Source organism: Isoptericola nanjingensis, assembly GCF_050311635.1.
Taxonomy (GTDB): Bacteria; Actinomycetota; Actinomycetes; order Actinomycetales; family Cellulomonadaceae; genus Isoptericola; species Isoptericola nanjingensis.
Genome location: NZ_JBNOZL010000002.1, coordinates 180600 through 197996, shown reverse-complemented (window position 1 = coordinate 197996; position 17397 = coordinate 180600). Strand labels below are relative to the sequence as shown.

Genomic DNA, 17397 nt, shown 5'->3' with positions numbered 1-17397 from the left:
GGGCGTGTCGCGGGTGCCGCGCAATATGGGTTGCTTCGTCCCCGGTCAGGGCGCTGCGGCATCACCGCGTGCAGTACGGCGGCAGCGTGGCCGCAACAGTCCGGGGGGCGTCGCTAGGGTCTCTCCATGCAGCCAAATGAGCTGGCATGGCACATCGACGAGGCGGCCGTCGCCTGGGACGCTCGAGTGCAAGACCCCGCGTCCATCTGGATGCGACCGGGCTGCGACCTCCTGCTCCACCAAGACCAACAGCTACCCGGTGGACGGACACTTGCTCAGATCGTCTGGCGCGCGATGGCGACCGAAGGCGAGCATTCCGCTTCTGGTTACTTCATGAGGGCGGGCAGCGAATGGGGGGTACGCACTAAGGCGTCTCTGACGGTGGCGAGAACCACGATGCTTGGTGCCGCAAAGGCCCTGTACTTGCTAGAACCAGACGATGCGGAAACCCGCATCATACGAGCGTTCCTCCTGCTCCGCACGGAAGCCCAAGACGTTCACCGACTGGTGAAGAACTGGGAGGACGCAACACCTCCGATGGTCGAAACCCTGACGTCAGCGCTGCGCCAGGAAGCAGATTCGTTGACCGCCAAGACCCAAGAGGAGCTGGTACGGCTGGGGCGCAAGTCAGACAGCAAGATCTCCGAGATCGAACTTCTGACGGCAGCAGCGGCGCACCTCGAAGACAGCCTCAACGACCCGCAGACCAGGATCGGTGAGCTCTGGAATGTCAGTTCAGGGAATGCACACGCCAGGAGCTGGTCCTGGGACACAGGGCTCGAGGACGACCTCCCCGCGAACCAGGTCGTACGAGTCTGGCAGATTCCGCTGGACCTCCTAAGTAACGCCTGGGAACTGTGGAACCTCCGACGAGGAGATCACCAGACATGACCCTGATGTGTCCCTAACTCTGAATTTGCGCCGGCGGGGCCATCGACGCTCCGAGATCCAAGACCGTTCACTGCTCGCAAGTCTCGCTCGAAGGCCACCCGACGAACTGATGAATGACGCTGTCGCATCCCACGTCGGCCAGGATGATCGTGGCGACTGCAACTGCCAAGGAGGCGAGGGCGACCCACAACGCCCATCTGCCGATCTTGAACGCGTCGACGGATGCCCCGATTGATGCCACCGTCGACAGAATATCGCGATAGTCCCGATCAGCGGCAATTAGCAATTCAAACTGCTCATCCTGACGCTTACGCACGGACATATTGAAATTGCGCGACTCCTTCTCGTAACGTTCACCCTGCCCATATCGCGCTAATGTGCTCGGCGTGGGTTGAAATACGAAATCATCACCCGCTTCCCACCGCCAGTATCGATCATTTTCCCAGAACGACGCCGCCTCGCGTCGCACAGTAGTCAGATCCAGGCTAAGCGTCAGGAAGAACTGGCGAAGCTCTCGCAAGGCGCCGGGCCGAAACTTGCCGTGCCGTGTCGTTGCCCTGTCGCGAATTTCCGCGTATCGCTGAGCGCCGATCTCTAGAAAGTTTGAGACGGCAAGCATGGTAAGGAGAGGATATGTCGACTCGACGCGATAGGCGATCCCGCGATTAGTGCTGTCACTGAAGCCAGCGAAAGCGTCGTTTCCCCATGCCTCGATGATCGCGTCGCGGTTCCCCCAGAGGGTCCACGTCGGCCCGTCCCCCAGGCCAGGGTGCATCACGGGGTCTGGCGGCGAAAGGACAAGTTTCTTCAACGACGTCGAGACAATATGATGAGACTCGCGATCGGGTAGCCCAAGCGCCCTTAGGGCGTCACTTCGCTTGATCTCATCCTCGCGGGCCGTCTCCACATAAGGCTCCAAGGTTGGGTCATGGCCCTCGAGGAGCAGAAGATCTAGGAGCAACTGTGGAGTGTTACTCGCAGCGAAGAACCCTGGCACTTGCTCCTTCATCCACTCTCGGGCGGAGTCATGGAGACTTTTGCGGGCGCTCTGAGTGTTTTGAAAAGTTGCCCAGTGTCGATCAAGATTTCGAGGGCGTTCACCGCGGGACCCTCGGATCAGGATGGGCTCGTGATCTCGATGCCACTCGCTATCAAGCGACGATGCCGCGAGTTCAGTAAGGGTGAAGCGGGCGATTACCGCGGTCAGGCCAGCGCCCACCTGCATCGCGCGTAGGCCTATCCATTCGTAGTGAGGAGGCAAGTCCGCCCGTATTCCGTCCGGCACCCACCATTTCGAGCCTTTCCTTACGACGTCAACCACGGGCCACCAAATAGCGCCGCGGCCAGAGCGAGCCCTCTGCAACATCGAAGGGTTGTCTTCTTTAGCCGGAGCCCACCGCTTCGGACGTTTCCATCCATTCTTAACCAAAGCTGCCTCGAACGCCGGCAGCTGCGAGGGAGGAAAGAGTTCGATTACCCAGATACCGGCAGACGTTACGTGGTAATCCTCGGGAACGAATACATTGTGCATCCAGCTATCGCGCGACCGCACGAAATCCCGGTCATGTTCGTTATAGGGTATAAGATAGTTGATCCCATAGTTTAATGCGAGCAGTGCTCGCCGCGGGAGTATGCGCCGTCGCCACCCACTAGAAAGCCAGGAGAGAGCGCGGTACGGAATGTCGTACCACCGGCGCCCTTTGCCGATCGCCGGTACAAGTTCGTAAGCTCTTGCGACCTCGTCTGAGATGCCGGTCTCCAGATCCTGGAGCTTGCGCGACTGCCGCCGCCTCAGACGGGAGGACTCCCGACCTTCTGCGGCGGAGTCATCTGCCGATGATGCCAACTCATACCTCCCGAAGTCCGGATCGCGCCTACGCTTGGGAGGGTACCGGTCAACTACACGAGCTCGGTGCACATAGAGTGGTGGACACCAATGTCACTGGATCCCTGCGAAGCTGGGTCCTTCGCTCCAGGCCTCGGATTTGGTCAGCAGTGTGCTGACCAAATCGTGGATAACGTCTGGCCGTCAAGAGCCCTGCTCGTCCTGGGCGCCGGCGAGAGCTGCGGCGAGCTCACTCACGAGCGGATAGGTCATTTTCCCGGCAGGTGTGCCTGCGCGAAGTATGCCGCCGCACGGCGCAGCACCTCGTTCTCCTGCTCCAGCAGGCGCACCCGCTTACGCGCCTCGCGCAGCTCGGCCGACTCCGACGCGGTCACACCGGGCTTGGCGCCGCCTTCGACATCAGCGCGGTGCAGCCAGTTGCGCAGGCACGACTCGCTGATTCCGAAGTCCTTCGCGACCTGCTTGATCGGGGTCTCTCCCTGGCGGGCGATCGCCACGACGTCGTCGCGGAACTCCTTGGGATGGGGTCTGGGCACGGGACACATCCTTCCAGCAGCACCCGCAGGCACCACAGGTCAGGTGTCACCTATCCGTGCAGCAGTCCCATCGGCGTCTCCAGCACCGTCGACACCCACATGAATCTGGAGGACTTCTTCGCCATCATCGCACTGGCATACCCCCGGACCCTGCCGGTGCACGGCGGACGACGGGACGACGTACCCCGAAGCTCAGCGCGTCATTGCCTGGGGCAAGTGGCGCGCGCATGGGCGCGGTCCTTTGACCGGCCTGAGCGGAGGTGGCGGAGGATACGCAACGTGCGATGACGTGCCAGTGTGCGACAAGCGGTCCAAAGAAATCACCGGGCTGACACGCCAGAGACATGTCATGCGAGATGATCGAAGCGCCCGTCGGTCACATGGAGCCCTCCATTCGCCGCCCACCCCACGGGCATGGGATCGGACAACGACCCGACGAACGCCCCATCGGCGTCGACGTGGTGGAACGCGAAGAGCCACCAGGCACCGTCGCGGTCCTGCAGCAGTCGGCCGGCATATAGCGACTCGTCGGTCAGGCGGGTCGCGGCGGCGATGTCGTAGGGGCCGGTCGCGCTGTCGACAGGGACGGACCACACACCACCACGCTCTCCTGCGTCTCGCCTCGCGCGCGTCAGCTCCCCGTGCAGCGAGGAGAAGACGAGCACCTGACGTCCGTCGACGGTCGCGAGCTGCGGCACCTCGAGGTGTCCGAACCCGGCTCCAGGCTTCGAGAGCGGCGCCTGCACCGTCCATGTCGTGAGATCGGGGGAAGTCGCGTGCCCAATGACCCCTCGGTCGTCCGTGTCGCCCTCCCTCGCGCGCGCCGTGATCAGCATGTGCCACTCGTCCCCGTCGGAGAACACCCACGGGTCACGCCATGCCTCGTCGGGCCAGCTCACGCCGTCATACTTCTCATACCACCGCGGGTCAGCCTCGCACAGCGCGTCGGCGCCCGCCTTGGTCCAGGTGTAGAGGTCGCTCGAGGTCGCGACGCCGATGCGCTGGACGGTCGCGTTCTCGGACCGGGTCGTGCCGGTGTAGAACATCCGCCAGACGCCATCCGGATCCTTGACGACGGATCCCGTCCAGGTGGTGAAGTCGTCGAAGGCCGGCTGGTCCGAGGCGATCAGCGCGTCGGCTACCTCGTGCCAGGTGTGGAGGTCGGACGAGACGGCATGGCCCACGGTGACATAGAAGTGACGCCGATCAGGGTCGCCGAGCGCGCGGGAGGCCTTGAGGTAGAAGGCGTGGTAACAGTCACCGTCGTCGGCGAACCACATGTCCCAGGTCCAGGCATCGGACAGGGCGTGCGACATCGATGTGAAGCCTTTCAGGGTCGGCGCGTCACGGATGTGAGCGTCAGTCGGAGGGTGGGGCGACCGATCCGCGGCGGACGACGGGCCCGCGCAGCTGTGCGGACGGAGCGTCCCCGCTCGCGCCGTCGATCCGGTCGAACAGGCGCTCGGCGGCCCAGACGCCCATGTCGAAGTGCGGCAGCTCGACGGTCGTGAGTCCCGGGTGGATGCCGTCGGCGACGTACTCCTGGTTGTCGAACCCGACGACCGACACGTCCTCGGGGATGCGGAGCCCCCGCTCGGCGGCCGCCCGGTACGCGCCCATCGCGACGCGGTCGTTGAAGCAGAAGATCGCCGTGGGCCGCCGCTCGCGGGCCAGGAGGGCGCTGGCGGCCTCGTACCCGCCGGTCGCGTCGGACTCCGCGGCCACGACCGCCACGTCGTCGTCGGGTACTCCCCCGTCCGCGAGGCGCGCCCGGAACCCGTCGAGACGCCCGGCCGACGCAGGGATGTCGTCGATGTTGTTGATGAAGGCCAGCCGCCGGTGACCGGCGTCGAGGAGCACCTCGGCGGCGTCCCGGCCGCCGGCCACCTCGTCGGGCACGACCCACGGCACGCCGGGGGTGGTGCACTCGGCGTTCACGAACACCGTGGGGACGGAGGCGAGCTGCGGGGGCAGCTCGACCCGGCGGTGGAACATCGAGGCGTAGAGGATCCCGTCCACCTGACGGCGGAGCAGCTCCTCGATCTCCCGGTTCTCCACGTCACGCTGGTACCCGGTGGACACCACGAGCACGACGGCCTCCCGCGAGAGGGCGACATCCTGCGCGCCGAGGATCAGCTTGCCGGCGAACGGCGTGGTCGCGATCTCGTCCCCGATCAGGCCGATGGTGTTGGACCGCTGGGTGCGCAGGGACTGCGCGAGCCGGTTGGGCACGTACCCCAGCCGCGCGGCGGTCTCCTGGACCCGCTGACGGGTCGCCTCCTTGGCCCGCACGCCCGGCACGTCGTTGAGGATGTGCGAGACGGTCGTGATGGACACGCCGGCTTCTGCCGCGACCTGCTTGATCGTCACTCGGCGCTGCTTCATCTCTTCGCCTCCTCTCGTGGCTGGACGGGGAGCTAGCCGGCGACCGTCGGCGTGGGCCGGAAGGCGTTGACCGACCGGTCCATCACGACCTGCGCCTCGTCCCCGGAGTCGAGGACCGTGTTGCGGACGGACCCACTGTCGACCTGGACGGTCGTGACCGGGAGCCGCCGTGCCGCCTCGATCGTCAGCAGCGCGTCCACCTGTGCGGAGAACGCCGAGTCACCCGTCGCGGCACGGACGTCCTTGGCCACGACGTGGTTGTTGGCGACGTGGTTGCCGCCGCCCGACACGAGACGGACGACGACGGGTGTCGCGCCCGATGGCACGATCTTCCGGGAGTCGACGATCTCCGAGAAGTGGTTGCCGATAACGGAGTTGTCCTCGCCATCGATGCGGACGAGGCCGTAGGTGTCGTCCAGGCCGTTGTCGACGCCGAGGAACGGAGCCCAGGGCTCGTGGTCGCGCAGGACGTGGTTCGAGGCCACGAGGTTCTCCGAGCAGCCGGCGTCGAGGACCACCATTCCCGGGTAGAACGAGTGCAGCCGGTTGTTGGTGACGCTCGACCGCGTGACCCCGTGGAGCTCGACGCTGCTCGCACCTCGAGGGAAGACGTTGTTCGCGGTGACCAGGAGGCCGCCGTGGTTCTCGGCGAAGATCGAACGTCCCTTGGCGCCTGCGCCGACCAGGTTGTCGGTGACCTTGGAGGCCTGGCCCCATCCCCGCAGCTCGATGCAGCTGCCGCACTCCGCGACGAAGTTGTCGTGGACGGAGAGCGCGTCGGCGTGACAGATGGTCAGTCCGTGCTCGAGGTAGACGAGCCCCATGCCGGTGACGCGGAAGGAGTCGTTCGCGCTCGCCACGTAGATGCCGGTCTTGCCGTTCCGGTACGTGTTCTCGGGGTGCATCCCGGAGCCGTCCGGCTCGAAGTGCAGACCGTCGATGCAGAAGTTGGCGAACTCAACCGAGCTGATCCGGGGGTCTCCCGCCCGCTCCACGTAGAAGGCGGCGCCGTCGGCCTCGGTGGCCTCCTCGTCGAGCGGGATGTCGACGAGGACGCGGCTGCCCCCGGGCCACAGCTCGTGCAGGCCGGACCATTCGTCCTCCGGCACGTTGAAGCGGATGCTCGACGACGTGAAGCCGTGCCCGGAGCCCTCGATCCTCAGGTAGCTGAGGTCAATGACCACCTGCGTGCGCAGGCGGTAGTCGCCGGGAGGGATGGAGATCACGGCTCCCGGCTTCCCGCCGTCGCGCACGTCCGTCGCGGTCTGCCGGCTCTTGACGTCGCCGATGATGCTGTTGATGACCTCGCCGAGGTCCTCGTACGGGTTCCCGACGGGCCACGTCGTGACGTCGTAGCGGTTGGTGCTGTTCATGTGTCGTCTCTCTCGTGCGCGTCCGGTGCGGCCCTGCTCAGCCCTTGACGGCACCGAGGGTCAGGCCTGCGACGATACGTCGCTGCAGGAAGATGGTCAGGATGATCACCGGGACCGAGTAGAGCGTCGCCAGCGCCGTCATCGGACCCCAGTCGAGCCCGAACTGGGTCTGGAAGTTGGCGATCATGATCGGCGTCGTCTGCGCCCGGACCGAGGTGAGCAGCGTCGCAAAGAGAAACTCATTCCACGACGCGAGGAACGCGAAGATCGCCGCGACGGCCACGCCTCCGGAGACCACGGGCAGTACAACGGACCACAGGACGCGCAGGCGACCGCAGCCGTCGACCTTCGCCGCCTCCTCGATCTCCACGGGCACGGCCTCGAAGAAGCTCGCCATCAGCAGGATGGACAGCGGGAGGGACACGGTCGTGTGGGCGATCGCCAGCCCGGTCGGCGTGTCCGTTAGGTGCATCGCCGCGATCATCGACGTCAGGGGCACGCCGACCGCGACCGGCGGCACCATGCGGGTCACCAGCGACGTCATCGACAGGAGCTGCCCGCTGCGGGTCCGGAACCGAGTGATGGCGTACGCCGCGGGGACCGCGAGCAGCAGGCACAGCGCCGTCGACACCACCGCCGTCGTCGTGCTGTTGACGAACGACGCGACGACACCGGTGCGCTCCAGGGCCGTGACGTAGTTGTCGACGGTCCAGTCGGACGGCAGGATCCGCGGCGGGACGGCCAGCGTCTCGAACGGATTCTTGAAGCTGGTCAGCAGCAGGTAGAGGAACGGGAACGCGTAGAGCACCACCGTGACGGCCAGCAGGATCCACAGCAGGGCCCGGGTGGCGGGGCGGCGGGCGGTGAGGCCGGTCATGACTGAGCTCCAGGTCGCCAGATGAACCAGACGGCGAGGCCGGCGACGAGCATCATCGCGAGGAGATACACGGTGCCCATCGCGGACGCCTGGCCGGGGTCCCCGTAGCGGACCATCGTCTGGTGGATCAGCAGGGACAGGGTCTGGGAGGCGTTCTGCGGTCCGCCTCCGGTCTGGATGAGGATGATGTCGAACGCCTTCGCGGCGTCGATGCCCCGCACGATCAGAGCGACGGCGATGACCGGGCGGAGCAGGGGGATGATGATCCGCGCGAGCAGGGTGGGGAACCTGGCGCCGTCGAGGCGGGCGGCCTCCAGGACATCGCCCGGGACGTTCTGCAGCCCGGCGAACAGGACGAGGGTCATGAAGGACGTGGTCAGCCAGATGTCCGGGATGGCGACTGACCACAGGACGATGTCCGGATCCGACAGCCACCCGATGTCTCCCGGCGAGGAGAGCAGCCCGACGCGGTACAGCAGGTCGTTGACGATGCCGATGTTGTCCATCAGCAGGAACCGCCAGAGCAGACCCGCGACCACCGGAGCGATCATCAGCGGGTAGAGGAAGATCGTGCGGAAGAGGGCCGAGCGCTTCCCGAGCGCGGTGAAGAGCAGGGCGACCGCGAAGCCCAACACGAACTCGAAGACGACCACGATGACGGTGTAGGCGGCGGTTCGTCCGGCAGCGCCGAGGAAGTCCGGGCTGACGAAGATCCGCGCGTAGTTGTCGAGGCCGATGAACTCGCGGGCCCCGGCGATCGGCTGGATGTCGAAGAGGCTGTCGTACACCAGCCGCACGAGCGGCCAGGCGACGAAAGCGAGGAGGAAGAGAGCAGCGGGCGCCGCGAGCAGCAGGGCGTAGCGGCGGTCTGTCAGTCGCACAGCGAAACCTTTCGGTGAGTACGGCCGGCGTCAGCCGACGATCGTCTCGATCTGCTTCGCGGCGCGGTCGAGCAGCGCCTGGGTGTTGACGGTCCCGGACTTCGCCTGGGTCGTTGCTTCCTGCAGCATCGGGATCAGGACGGAGTCGACGATCTCCTGCCAGTGGTCGGTAGCCGGGCGCGGGGCGCTGCCAGGTTCGTCCAGTGCGCTGGTCAGGGCACTGAGGTTCTCGCGGCCCTCCGCCGCGCCCGCCTCGAGTGCCGGGATCGTGGCCGCGAGGCCGAGGTCGGAATCCAGTCCGAGCTCGTTGTGGTCGAACGCGAACTGCACGAACTCTTGGGCGGCCTCCTGGTGCGCCGCCGCCCGGGGCACGGACAGGTACCAGGCCCCGGGGAACGCAGCCGCCCCTCCCGGGCCGGCGGGCATGGTCGTGACGCCGACGTGGCCGTGCACCGGTGAGTCCTCGGGGACCTGCGTGTAAGCGTGCGCCCAGAACCGGGACATGGCGAGCTGCCCCTGGTTGAAGAGGTTCTGCGACGTCGCCCAGTCGAACTGCGAGGCCCCGGCCGGCGCGGACCCGTCCTCGATGGGGGCGACGTAGGCGTCGAGCGCGGCCTTGTGAAATGCGTCGTCGATGACGATGCGGCCGTCGTCGTCGAGGACCACGTTCTTCGCACCCGCCTGCAGGACGAGGGACAGCCACTCGGTCTCGACCGCTCCCTTGACGTCCGTACCGTGAAGGTCGACGGCGCCATCCCCGTCGGTGTCCTGCGTGAAGAACTCGGCGACCTCGCGGTACTCGTCCCACGTGGTGGGGGGAGCAAGCTCGCGCCCGTACTCGGCCTTGAACGCCCTCCGCTGCTGCGGATCCGAGAAGAGGTCCGTGCGGTAGTAGAGGATCTCGGCATTGGTCCAGGCCGGCATCCCGACGAAGTGCCCGCCCACCTGGGCCTCCTGGACGAGGGACGGGAAGAGGTCGCCCTTGACGTCGTCGGTGAACATGTCGTCGAGCGGAAGCAACCCCGGGCTGAAGTAACTGAGCCAGGGAGCGTCGAGAGCGGCCACGTCGAAGCTGACCTGGTCGGCGGAGAGCTCGGTGTTGAGGCGCTCGTAGAGCGAGTCGTAGGGCAGTTCCACGAAGGTGACGGACGTACCGGTCTCTGCCTCGAACTCCTTCGCGATGGGCATGAGGACGGCCTTGCCGCCGCCCTCGACCAGAACCGTCAGCGTGTCGCCGGAGGAGCTCGCCACGCTTCCGGCGCCGCACCCGCCCAGACCGAGCGCAAGCACCGCGGCCGCGGCCGTCGGCGCCACGCGCAGGGCTCTCCTCCGCCTGTGGTTGATGGGCGTCATCGCCGTTCTCCTCCGAGGTGTGCAGACGAAGCAGGTGCCAAAACGTTCTGGCAGAACGTTTTGGCACAAGATGCCATCGATCTTCGAGTGCCGTCAAGCCGTTGGCTCCGCGTGCGCGGTGGAGACCAGGGCCTCGTGCCTTCCCCTGTGGGGCGCCGAACACGCGCGCGATGGGCGGGATGCAGAGAACGGGTGTTGACACGACCCGTGCCACGCTCCTACTGTTCCGGGCAGCGCCGAAGGTTATACGCATGACCCCCGGGATCGGTGCCCGCACACGAGGAGGTGATGGCGATGCCGCGCAGCGTGAACGGTTCTTCCAAGCAGCCGACCATGTGGGACGTCGCCAGCCGTGCCGGCGTCTCGCAGGCGTCCGTGTCCCTGGTCCTCAACGGCGGCGGGCGAGGGCGAGTATCAGACGCTACTCGGAAACGGATCATGGACGCGGTGCGCGACCTGGACTACCGCACCAACGCGTTCGCCAAGTCGCTGCGTAGCGGGGAGTCCGGCCTGATCGGCTTCATCTCGGACGAGGTCGCCAGCGCGCCGTTCGCGGGCCGCCTTCTGAAGGGGGCTCAGGAACTGGCCTGGGAGACCGGGCACGTGATCTTGAGCGTCGACTCCTTCGGCGACGACGCGCTCGAGAAGGCGGCGATCGACATGATGCGCTCCTACCGCGTGCGTGGCGTCGTGTACGGATCGATGTACCACCGGGTGGTGCAGCTTCCCGCCGCCCTGCAGGACATCCCGGCGGTCGTCCTCAACGCGAGGGAGTCGGACGGCGCGGTGCCGAGCTTCTTCCCTGACGAGGAGCGCGGCGGCTACACCGCCACGCAGCACCTGCTCGACGCCGGTCACACCCGGATCGCGATGATCAACATCCAGCCCCCCGAAAGCGACCTGCCCGCCGGTATCGGCCGAATGGCCGGGTACCGCAGGGCGCTGGACGAGGCCGGCGTGGAGTTCGACGAACGGTTCGTCCGGTACGGGGGCGGCGTAGTCGAGGACGGCCTCGCCCTCACTCGCGATCTCATGGAGGGTCCCGTCGTGCCGACCGCGATCTTCTGCGGCAACGACCGGACCGCCTGGGGGGCCTACCGCGCCCTCGAGGCCCTCGGGCTACAAGTTCCCGACGACTGCTCGATCGTCGGCTTCGACGACCAGGAGACGCTCGCGCCCTACCTGGACCCGGGGCTGACGACCGTCGCGCTGCCGTTCGAGCAGATGGCGCGCAGCGCCCTGGAAACCCTTCTCGGAGCGCCCTCCGGGAAGACGAACAACCATCCCATCGAGTGCTCACTGGTCCCTCGGGGATCGGTGGCGAGTGCGAAGGTGCACGAATGACAGCTCAAGCAGAGGCCTCGGCGAGGCCCGTCGCGCGCCGCACGGCCTGGTGGCGGCGCGCGCTGAGGTCCTGGCAGTTATACGTACTACTTGCCCCCGCCGTCGCCTACGTCCTGGTCTTCAAGTACTGGCCGATGTTCGGCGCACAGATCGCCTTCCGGGACTACAACCCGGTGGACGGATTCACGGGCAGCCCGTGGGTCGGGCTGGAACACTTCACCCGCTTCATCGAGTCGTTCCAGTTCGAGCGCCTCATGGTGAACACCCTGACCGTGAACGCACTCGGCCTGCTCATCGCCTTTCCCGTGCCGATCATCCTCGCGCTGATCGTGAACCAGCTGGCGAGCGATCGGTTCAAGAAGTTCACGCAGACCGTGCTCTACGCGCCGTCGTTCATCTCCGTCGTCGTGGTCGTGGGCATGATCTACCTGCTCTTCTCACCGCGGTCAGGGATCGTCAACAACGCGATCACCGCGTTCGGCGGCGACCCGGTCTTCTTCATGGGATCACCCGAATGGTTCCGCCCTCTCTACATCGGGTCGGACATCTGGCAGAACGCCGGGTTCTCGATGATCGTCTACCTGGCTGCACTGACGGCGATCGACCCGGCGCTGCACGAGGCCGCGCGGGTCGACGGGGCGAACAAATGGCAGCGGATGTGGCACATCGACATCCCCGGCATCCTGCCCGTGATTACGATCCTGTTCATCTTGGCCATCGGAAATCTCTTCAACCTCGGATTCGAAAAGGTCCTGCTGATGCAGACCGACCTCAACCTCCCGACATCCGAAGTCATCCAGACCTACGTGTACAAGACCGGTCTGCAGGGCGCCCAGTTCAGCTACTCCGCCGCGATCGGGCTCTTCAACTCCCTCATCAACCTCGCCCTCCTGCTGACCTTCAACTGGGTCGCGCGGCGGGCCAACAAGACGAGCCTGTGGTGATGACGCCATGACAACCATCCATCCCCCCATCGAGGAGACGGAGCCGGCCGCGGCCGCGAGCACACCGCGCACCCGGCACCGCCGGCAACGCGAGTCCGGTGCCGACCGAGCCTTCACGATCGTCGTGACCGTCACGCTGCTGTGCGCGATCCTCGTGATCCTCTACCCGCTGTACTTCGTCGTCGTCGCGTCGGTCAGCGAGCCGTCCGCGATCCTCAACGGCGACGTGTGGCTGTGGCCCCGAGGGCTCACCTTCGAGGGCTACGCCCGGATTCTGTCCGACCCGGGCATCCTGCGCGGCTTCGCCAACTCCGTGCTCTACACGGTGGTCGGGACGGCGATCAGCGTCGCCACGATCCTCTGCGGCGCCTACGCGCTCTCCCGCCGCGACCTTTTCGGCCGCACGTTCTTCATGCTGCTGTTCGTCATCACGATGTTCATCGACGGAGGCCTCATCGCCCGGTACCTAGTGGTGCAGGAACTGGGGATGCTCAACACCATGTGGGCCGTCGTCCTACCGGGCGCGGTAGGCGTGTGGAACCTGATCATCGCCCGCACATTCTTCGAGAGCAACGTCCCCGACGAACTACGTGACGCCGCCCAGCTCGACGGCGCGAACGACTTCCGTTTCTTCTGGCGGATCGTCCTGCCGCTGTCGAAGCCGTTGATCGCCCTGATGGTCATGATCCACCTCGTGGCGAACTGGAACGCGTTCTTCGACGCGCTGATCTTCCTCGACGACGAGAACAAGTACCCGCTGCAGCTCGTGCTGCGGAACATCTTGATCCAGTCGGAGGTCTCCGCTTCCGGAGGGGCGGGAGCCGTCGATTCCTATGCGGCAGCACAGCGCATGGGCGAGCTGATGAAGTACGGAATGATCGTCATCTCCACGATTCCGTTGCTCGTCGCGCTGCCCTTCATGCAGAAACACTTCACCAAGGGCGCCCTGCTCGGCGCCGTCAAGAGCTGACATTCCGTTTATTCACCATGGCAATCGCGAGGAGCGAACCGATGAGACACCGCCGTTTTGTCATCCCTGCCGTCACGACCGTCACCCTGCTGGCCCTGGCCGCCTGCAGCGGCGGTTCGGAGCAGGCCACCGAGATCGAGGACGCGTCCGCCGACTACGGGCTCAACGCCGAAGGGCTCCCGATCGTCGACAAGACCCTCACCCTGAGCTTTGGCGGGTCGAAGTCCGCCCTTGCTCCGGACTACTCCGAGATGGAGCTCGTCCAGCAGTGGGAGGAGGACACGAACATCGCGATCACGTGGGAGAACCTGCCCGACCAGGTCTACCAGGAGAAGAAGAACCTCATGCTGGCCTCCGGTGACCTGCCGGACGTGCTGTTCAACTCGGGTCTGACCGACGCCGAGGTCGTGGACAACGGCACCAACGGCACGCTCCTGCCGTTGGAAGACCTCATCGACGAGCACGCCCCGACTCTCAAGAAGATCCTCGACGAGCGCCCCGACATCAGGGCGGCGATCACCGCCTCCGACGGGCACATCTACACACTGCCGTCGGTGGAGGAGCTGGGCATCCTGCCGTACCCGAACTTCCTGTTCATCAACAAGACCTGGCTGGACAAGCTCGGGTTGGAGATGCCGCGCACGATCGAGGAGTACCACCAGGCGCTCGAGGCATTCGCCACCCAGGACCCCAACGGCAACGGCAAGGCGGACGAGATCCCCCTGAGCTTCCGCCCCGACTCGTTCGCCGCCAATCCCTGGGACCTCATCACTGCGCTCGGCGGGCAGCCCGAGAACAACGACCACCGGATCGTGCGTGGCGGGAAGGTCGAATTTACCGCGAACACCGACGAGTACCGCGCCGGGGTCAAGGGCCTCGGTGAGTGGTACGCCGACGGGCTCATCGACCCCGAGTCCTTCTCCCAGGACGACGTCGCCTACTTGGCCAAGGGCAAGGCCGACACCCCGGTCCTCGGCTCGTTCTTCTGGTGGGAGCTCGAGGAGATGGTCGGTACCGACCGCCTGGACGACTACGCGATCGTGGGTGTCCTCCAAGGCGTCGACGGCCAGCAGCGCGCGTCGGTGACCAACAACCAGGAGATCAGCCGCGGGGCCATGGCCATCACGCGAGCCAACAAGTATCCGGTGGCCACGATGCGGTGGGCGGACCGGCTCTACGACCCCGTCATGTCGGCCGAAACCGCGTGGGGGCCGATCGGCGTGACCCTCGAGAAGGACCCGGAGTCCGGTCTCCTGGTACAGATTCCCGCCCCGGAGGGGACCTCAGAGGGAGAGCGTCGTCAGCAGGTCGCGCCGATGGGACCGCGGATCACCACTGCTGAGGACTTCGAGACCGTCGTCGCCCCGGAGCCCCGCGCCGCTGACCGCCAGAAGCTCGTCAAGGAGTACTACGAGCCGTTCGCGGCAAACGAGAAGTACCCGCCGGTCCTGCTCTCGAACGACGAGCTGGACCAGGTCTCCTACCCAGAGACCGACATCAAGACCCTCGTCAAGGAGAAGTTCGCCGCCTGGATCGTCGACGGCACGATCGACGGCGAATGGGAGGGGTACGTCTCCCAGCTCCAGAGCCTCGGGGTGGACGAGGTCACCGCGACCTACCAGCAGGCCTACGACCGCTTCATGGAGACCGATCAGTGACAGACACCACCGTCGACCGGGCGCAGGATCGCGCCACCACGCACCTGCGCCCGGTCGCGCACTTCACCGCCCGCGACACCTGGCTGAACGACCCCAACGGCCTGGTGTTCCACGACGGCACCTGGCACCTGTTCTTCCAGAACAACCCGCACGGTGACACGCACGGCAACATGTCCTGGGGCCACGCGACGTCCGGCGACCTCGTGACCTGGACCGAGCAGCCCGTCGCGATCCGGCACACCGACACCGAGGAGATCTTCTCCGGGAGCGCCGTCGTCGACGAGAAGAACACCGCGGGCTTCGCCGGACCCGGACAGACCGCGCTGGTGGCGGTCTACACGAGCGCGTATCGACCTGCGCACCCGGCTCTCGCCGGCCGGCAGGCGCAGTCCCTCGCCTACAGCCTCGACGATGGGCACACCTGGACCCGCTACGAGGGCAACCCCGTGCTCGACCGGGCAAGCGCCGACTTTCGCGACCCCAAGGTGTTCTGGTACGACGGCGCAGACGGCGACGGCTACTGGGTGATGATCGCCGTCGAGGCCGTCGACCGCCAGGTCGTGCTGTACCGGTCCGACGACCTCAAGCGGTGGCACCACCTGTCCACGTTCGGACCCGCGCGCGCCACCGGTGGCGTCTGGGAGTGCCCCGACCTGTTCCCCCTGACCGTCCGCGGGACCGACCGCACACGCTGGGTCATGATCGTCAGCCTCAACCCGGGCGGCGTCGCCGGCGGCTCCGGCGTCCAGTACTTCGTCGGCGAGTTCGACGGTGCCGTCTTCACCCCCGACCGACCGGGCGACGGGCCGTCGGACGCCGACTGGCTCGACCACGGGCGCGACTACTACGCCCCCGTCTCGTTCAACGGCGTCACGGACGGCAGGCGTGTCACCGTCGGGTGGGCGAGCAACTGGGACTACGCGAACGACACCCCCACCTCCCCGTGGCGGTCGACGATGTCGCTGGCCCGCGAGATGGAGCTCGTGCGGACCGCGGACGGGCGGGACCGTGTCGCCCAACGGCCCGTACTGCCGACGGAACCTCGCGACGGACTCGTGGTGCACCAGCTCGAGATCCCGGCCGATAGCGGGCGGCGGCACGAGATCCTGCTGCACGGCGACGGGCCCGACACCGTCCTCCTTACCGTGGACGCCTCTGACCGGACCCTTATGAGCGACCGCCGCCGCAGCGGAGACACGGACTTCCATCCGGCGTTCCCCTCCGTCGACACGGCGCCGCTGCGCGACGTGGGAGCGACCGTTGACCTAACTGTCGTCGTCGACGGGTGCGTTCTCGAGGTCTACGCCTGCGACGGGCTCGCCACGCTCACCCAGCTGGTGTTCCCGAGCGCGCCGCTCACGCAGGTGACGGTGCGCGAGATCGCCACAGCGTGAGCGAGTTCATGGTCGTGGGCGAGGCTCTCGTCGACATCGTCGAGGACGGCAGCGGCGCACGGACGCACCACCCTGGCGGAAGCCCGGCCAACGTCGCGCTCGGCCTGGCCCGGCTGGGCGGGTCGGTCGAGCTGCTGACCTGGCTCGCGCGTGACCAGGCCGGCGCGGGTGTGGTCGACCGCCTCGAGGCCTCCGGAGTCGCCATACTGCCCGCGTCGCTGGGGGCGTCGCGCACCTCGACCGCCGTCGCGTGCCTCGACGCCGACGGTGGCGCGACCTACGAGTTCGACCTGGAGTGGCATCTCGCGACGACCGCGCCGGCGAGAAACATGAGCGTCCTACACACCGGCTCGATCGCCGCGGTGGCCGACACTGTGTCGGCAGACACCCTCGTGCAGATGATCCACGATGTACGGCGGTTCGCGACGATCACGTACGACCCCAACCTGCGCCCGTCGATCATGGGCGACGTCGATGCCGTCCGAGTGCGTGTCGAGACGCTCGTCGCCGCCGCCGACGTCGTGAAGGTGAGCGAGGAGGACCTCGGCTGGCTGCACCCGGAGGCCGAGCCGCTCGACGTCGCCTCCGCATGGGCGAACGACCTGGGGTGCGCCCTCGTCGTTGTGACCCACGGCGGGCGCGGGTCCACCGCCGTCCGCCCCCTCGGCCGGGACCTCGAGGTACCGGCGCGGCCGGTGGCCGTCGTCGACACCGTGGGCGCGGGCGACGCGTTCATGAGCGGTCTGCTCGCCGCGCTGCGGGGCCACGGCCTGACCGGGTCCGACCAACGCGACGCGCTGCGCCGCGCCGACGCCACGGCCCTCGAGGCCGTCCTTGACTTCGCGTCCCGAGTGGCCGCCGTCACGGTGAGCCGCGCGGGGGCGAACCCGCCACACCTGGCGGAGCTCTGAAATGACCGAGTAGTAGAGCCCGACATGAGAAGGA

General features: G+C 66.7%; 15 protein-coding genes. 7 read left to right on the top strand and 8 right to left on the bottom strand.

Going from position 1 to position 17397, the window contains the following annotated elements; all coding sequences use genetic code 11:
- Window positions 1–126: 126 nt before the first annotated feature.
- Window positions 127–891: a hypothetical protein gene (locus ACQP6G_RS03705; RefSeq protein WP_429762852.1), complete on the top strand. Its 765-nt coding sequence runs from the start codon at window positions 127–129 to the stop codon at window positions 889–891.
- Between the two features lie 67 nt (window positions 892–958).
- On the opposite strand, the gene ACQP6G_RS03700 is transcribed toward ACQP6G_RS03705, so the two are convergent.
- From ACQP6G_RS03700 to ACQP6G_RS03660, 8 genes are all read right to left on the bottom strand, one after another.
- Entirely contained in the window at window positions 959–1798 is an 840-nt protein-coding gene (locus ACQP6G_RS03700; protein ID WP_429762851.1) for a hypothetical protein, read from the bottom strand.
- 1187 nt (window positions 1799–2985) lie between these two features.
- Window positions 2986–3273, bottom strand: a complete 288-nt coding sequence (locus ACQP6G_RS03695; RefSeq protein ID WP_429762850.1) for a transposase — start codon at window positions 3271–3273, stop codon at window positions 2986–2988.
- A gap of 347 nt (window positions 3274–3620) precedes the next feature.
- Entirely contained in the window at window positions 3621–4589 is a 969-nt protein-coding gene (locus ACQP6G_RS03685) for a glycoside hydrolase family protein (RefSeq protein ID WP_429762847.1), read from the bottom strand.
- A 43-nt stretch (window positions 4590–4632) separates the two neighbouring features.
- A complete protein-coding gene (locus ACQP6G_RS03680; RefSeq protein ID WP_429762846.1) occupies window positions 4633–5658 on the bottom strand; it encodes a LacI family DNA-binding transcriptional regulator in 1026 nt (341 codons plus the stop codon).
- 32 nt (window positions 5659–5690) lie between these two features.
- Complete coding sequence (locus ACQP6G_RS03675) at window positions 5691–7031, bottom strand: NosD domain-containing protein (protein ID WP_429762845.1); 1341 nt, start codon at window positions 7029–7031, stop codon at window positions 5691–5693.
- A 37-nt stretch (window positions 7032–7068) separates the two neighbouring features.
- Window positions 7069–7908, bottom strand: coding sequence for a carbohydrate ABC transporter permease (locus ACQP6G_RS03670; RefSeq protein WP_429762843.1), 840 nt, complete (start codon window positions 7906–7908; stop codon window positions 7069–7071).
- Complete coding sequence (locus tag ACQP6G_RS03665; RefSeq protein ID WP_429762842.1) at window positions 7905–8789, bottom strand: carbohydrate ABC transporter permease; 885 nt, start codon at window positions 8787–8789, stop codon at window positions 7905–7907. Before ACQP6G_RS03665 ends, ACQP6G_RS03670 begins: the two co-directional genes overlap by 4 nt.
- A 30-nt stretch (window positions 8790–8819) precedes the next feature.
- Window positions 8820–10142 (bottom strand): extracellular solute-binding protein, encoded by a 1323-nt coding sequence (locus ACQP6G_RS03660; protein ID WP_429762841.1) that lies wholly within the window; start codon window positions 10140–10142, stop codon window positions 8820–8822.
- Between the two features lie 294 nt (window positions 10143–10436).
- Between ACQP6G_RS03660 and ACQP6G_RS03655 the strand changes: the two genes are divergently transcribed.
- From ACQP6G_RS03655 to ACQP6G_RS03630, 6 genes are all read left to right on the top strand, one after another.
- Window positions 10437–11486 (top strand): LacI family DNA-binding transcriptional regulator, encoded by a 1050-nt coding sequence (locus ACQP6G_RS03655; RefSeq protein ID WP_429762840.1) that lies wholly within the window; start codon window positions 10437–10439, stop codon window positions 11484–11486.
- Window positions 11483–12430, top strand: a complete 948-nt coding sequence (locus ACQP6G_RS03650) for an ABC transporter permease (protein ID WP_429762839.1) — start codon at window positions 11483–11485, stop codon at window positions 12428–12430. The genes ACQP6G_RS03655 and ACQP6G_RS03650 overlap by 4 nt, the downstream gene beginning before the upstream one ends.
- A gap of 124 nt (window positions 12431–12554) precedes the next feature.
- Window positions 12555–13400, top strand: coding sequence for a carbohydrate ABC transporter permease (locus ACQP6G_RS03645; protein ID WP_429762838.1), 846 nt, complete (start codon window positions 12555–12557; stop codon window positions 13398–13400).
- 41 nt (window positions 13401–13441) lie between these two features.
- Window positions 13442–15058 carry an ABC transporter substrate-binding protein gene (locus ACQP6G_RS03640; RefSeq protein WP_429762837.1) on the top strand — a complete coding sequence of 539 codons (1617 nt, stop codon included), beginning with the start codon at window positions 13442–13444 and terminating at the stop codon, window positions 15056–15058.
- Window positions 15055–16452, top strand: coding sequence for a glycoside hydrolase family 32 protein (locus ACQP6G_RS03635; protein WP_429762836.1), 1398 nt, complete (start codon window positions 15055–15057; stop codon window positions 16450–16452). The genes ACQP6G_RS03640 and ACQP6G_RS03635 overlap by 4 nt, the downstream gene beginning before the upstream one ends.
- Window positions 16449–17363: a carbohydrate kinase family protein gene (locus ACQP6G_RS03630; RefSeq protein WP_429762835.1), complete on the top strand. Its 915-nt coding sequence runs from the start codon at window positions 16449–16451 to the stop codon at window positions 17361–17363. The genes ACQP6G_RS03635 and ACQP6G_RS03630 overlap by 4 nt, the downstream gene beginning before the upstream one ends.
- The last annotated feature ends 34 nt before the right edge of the window (window positions 17364–17397 follow it).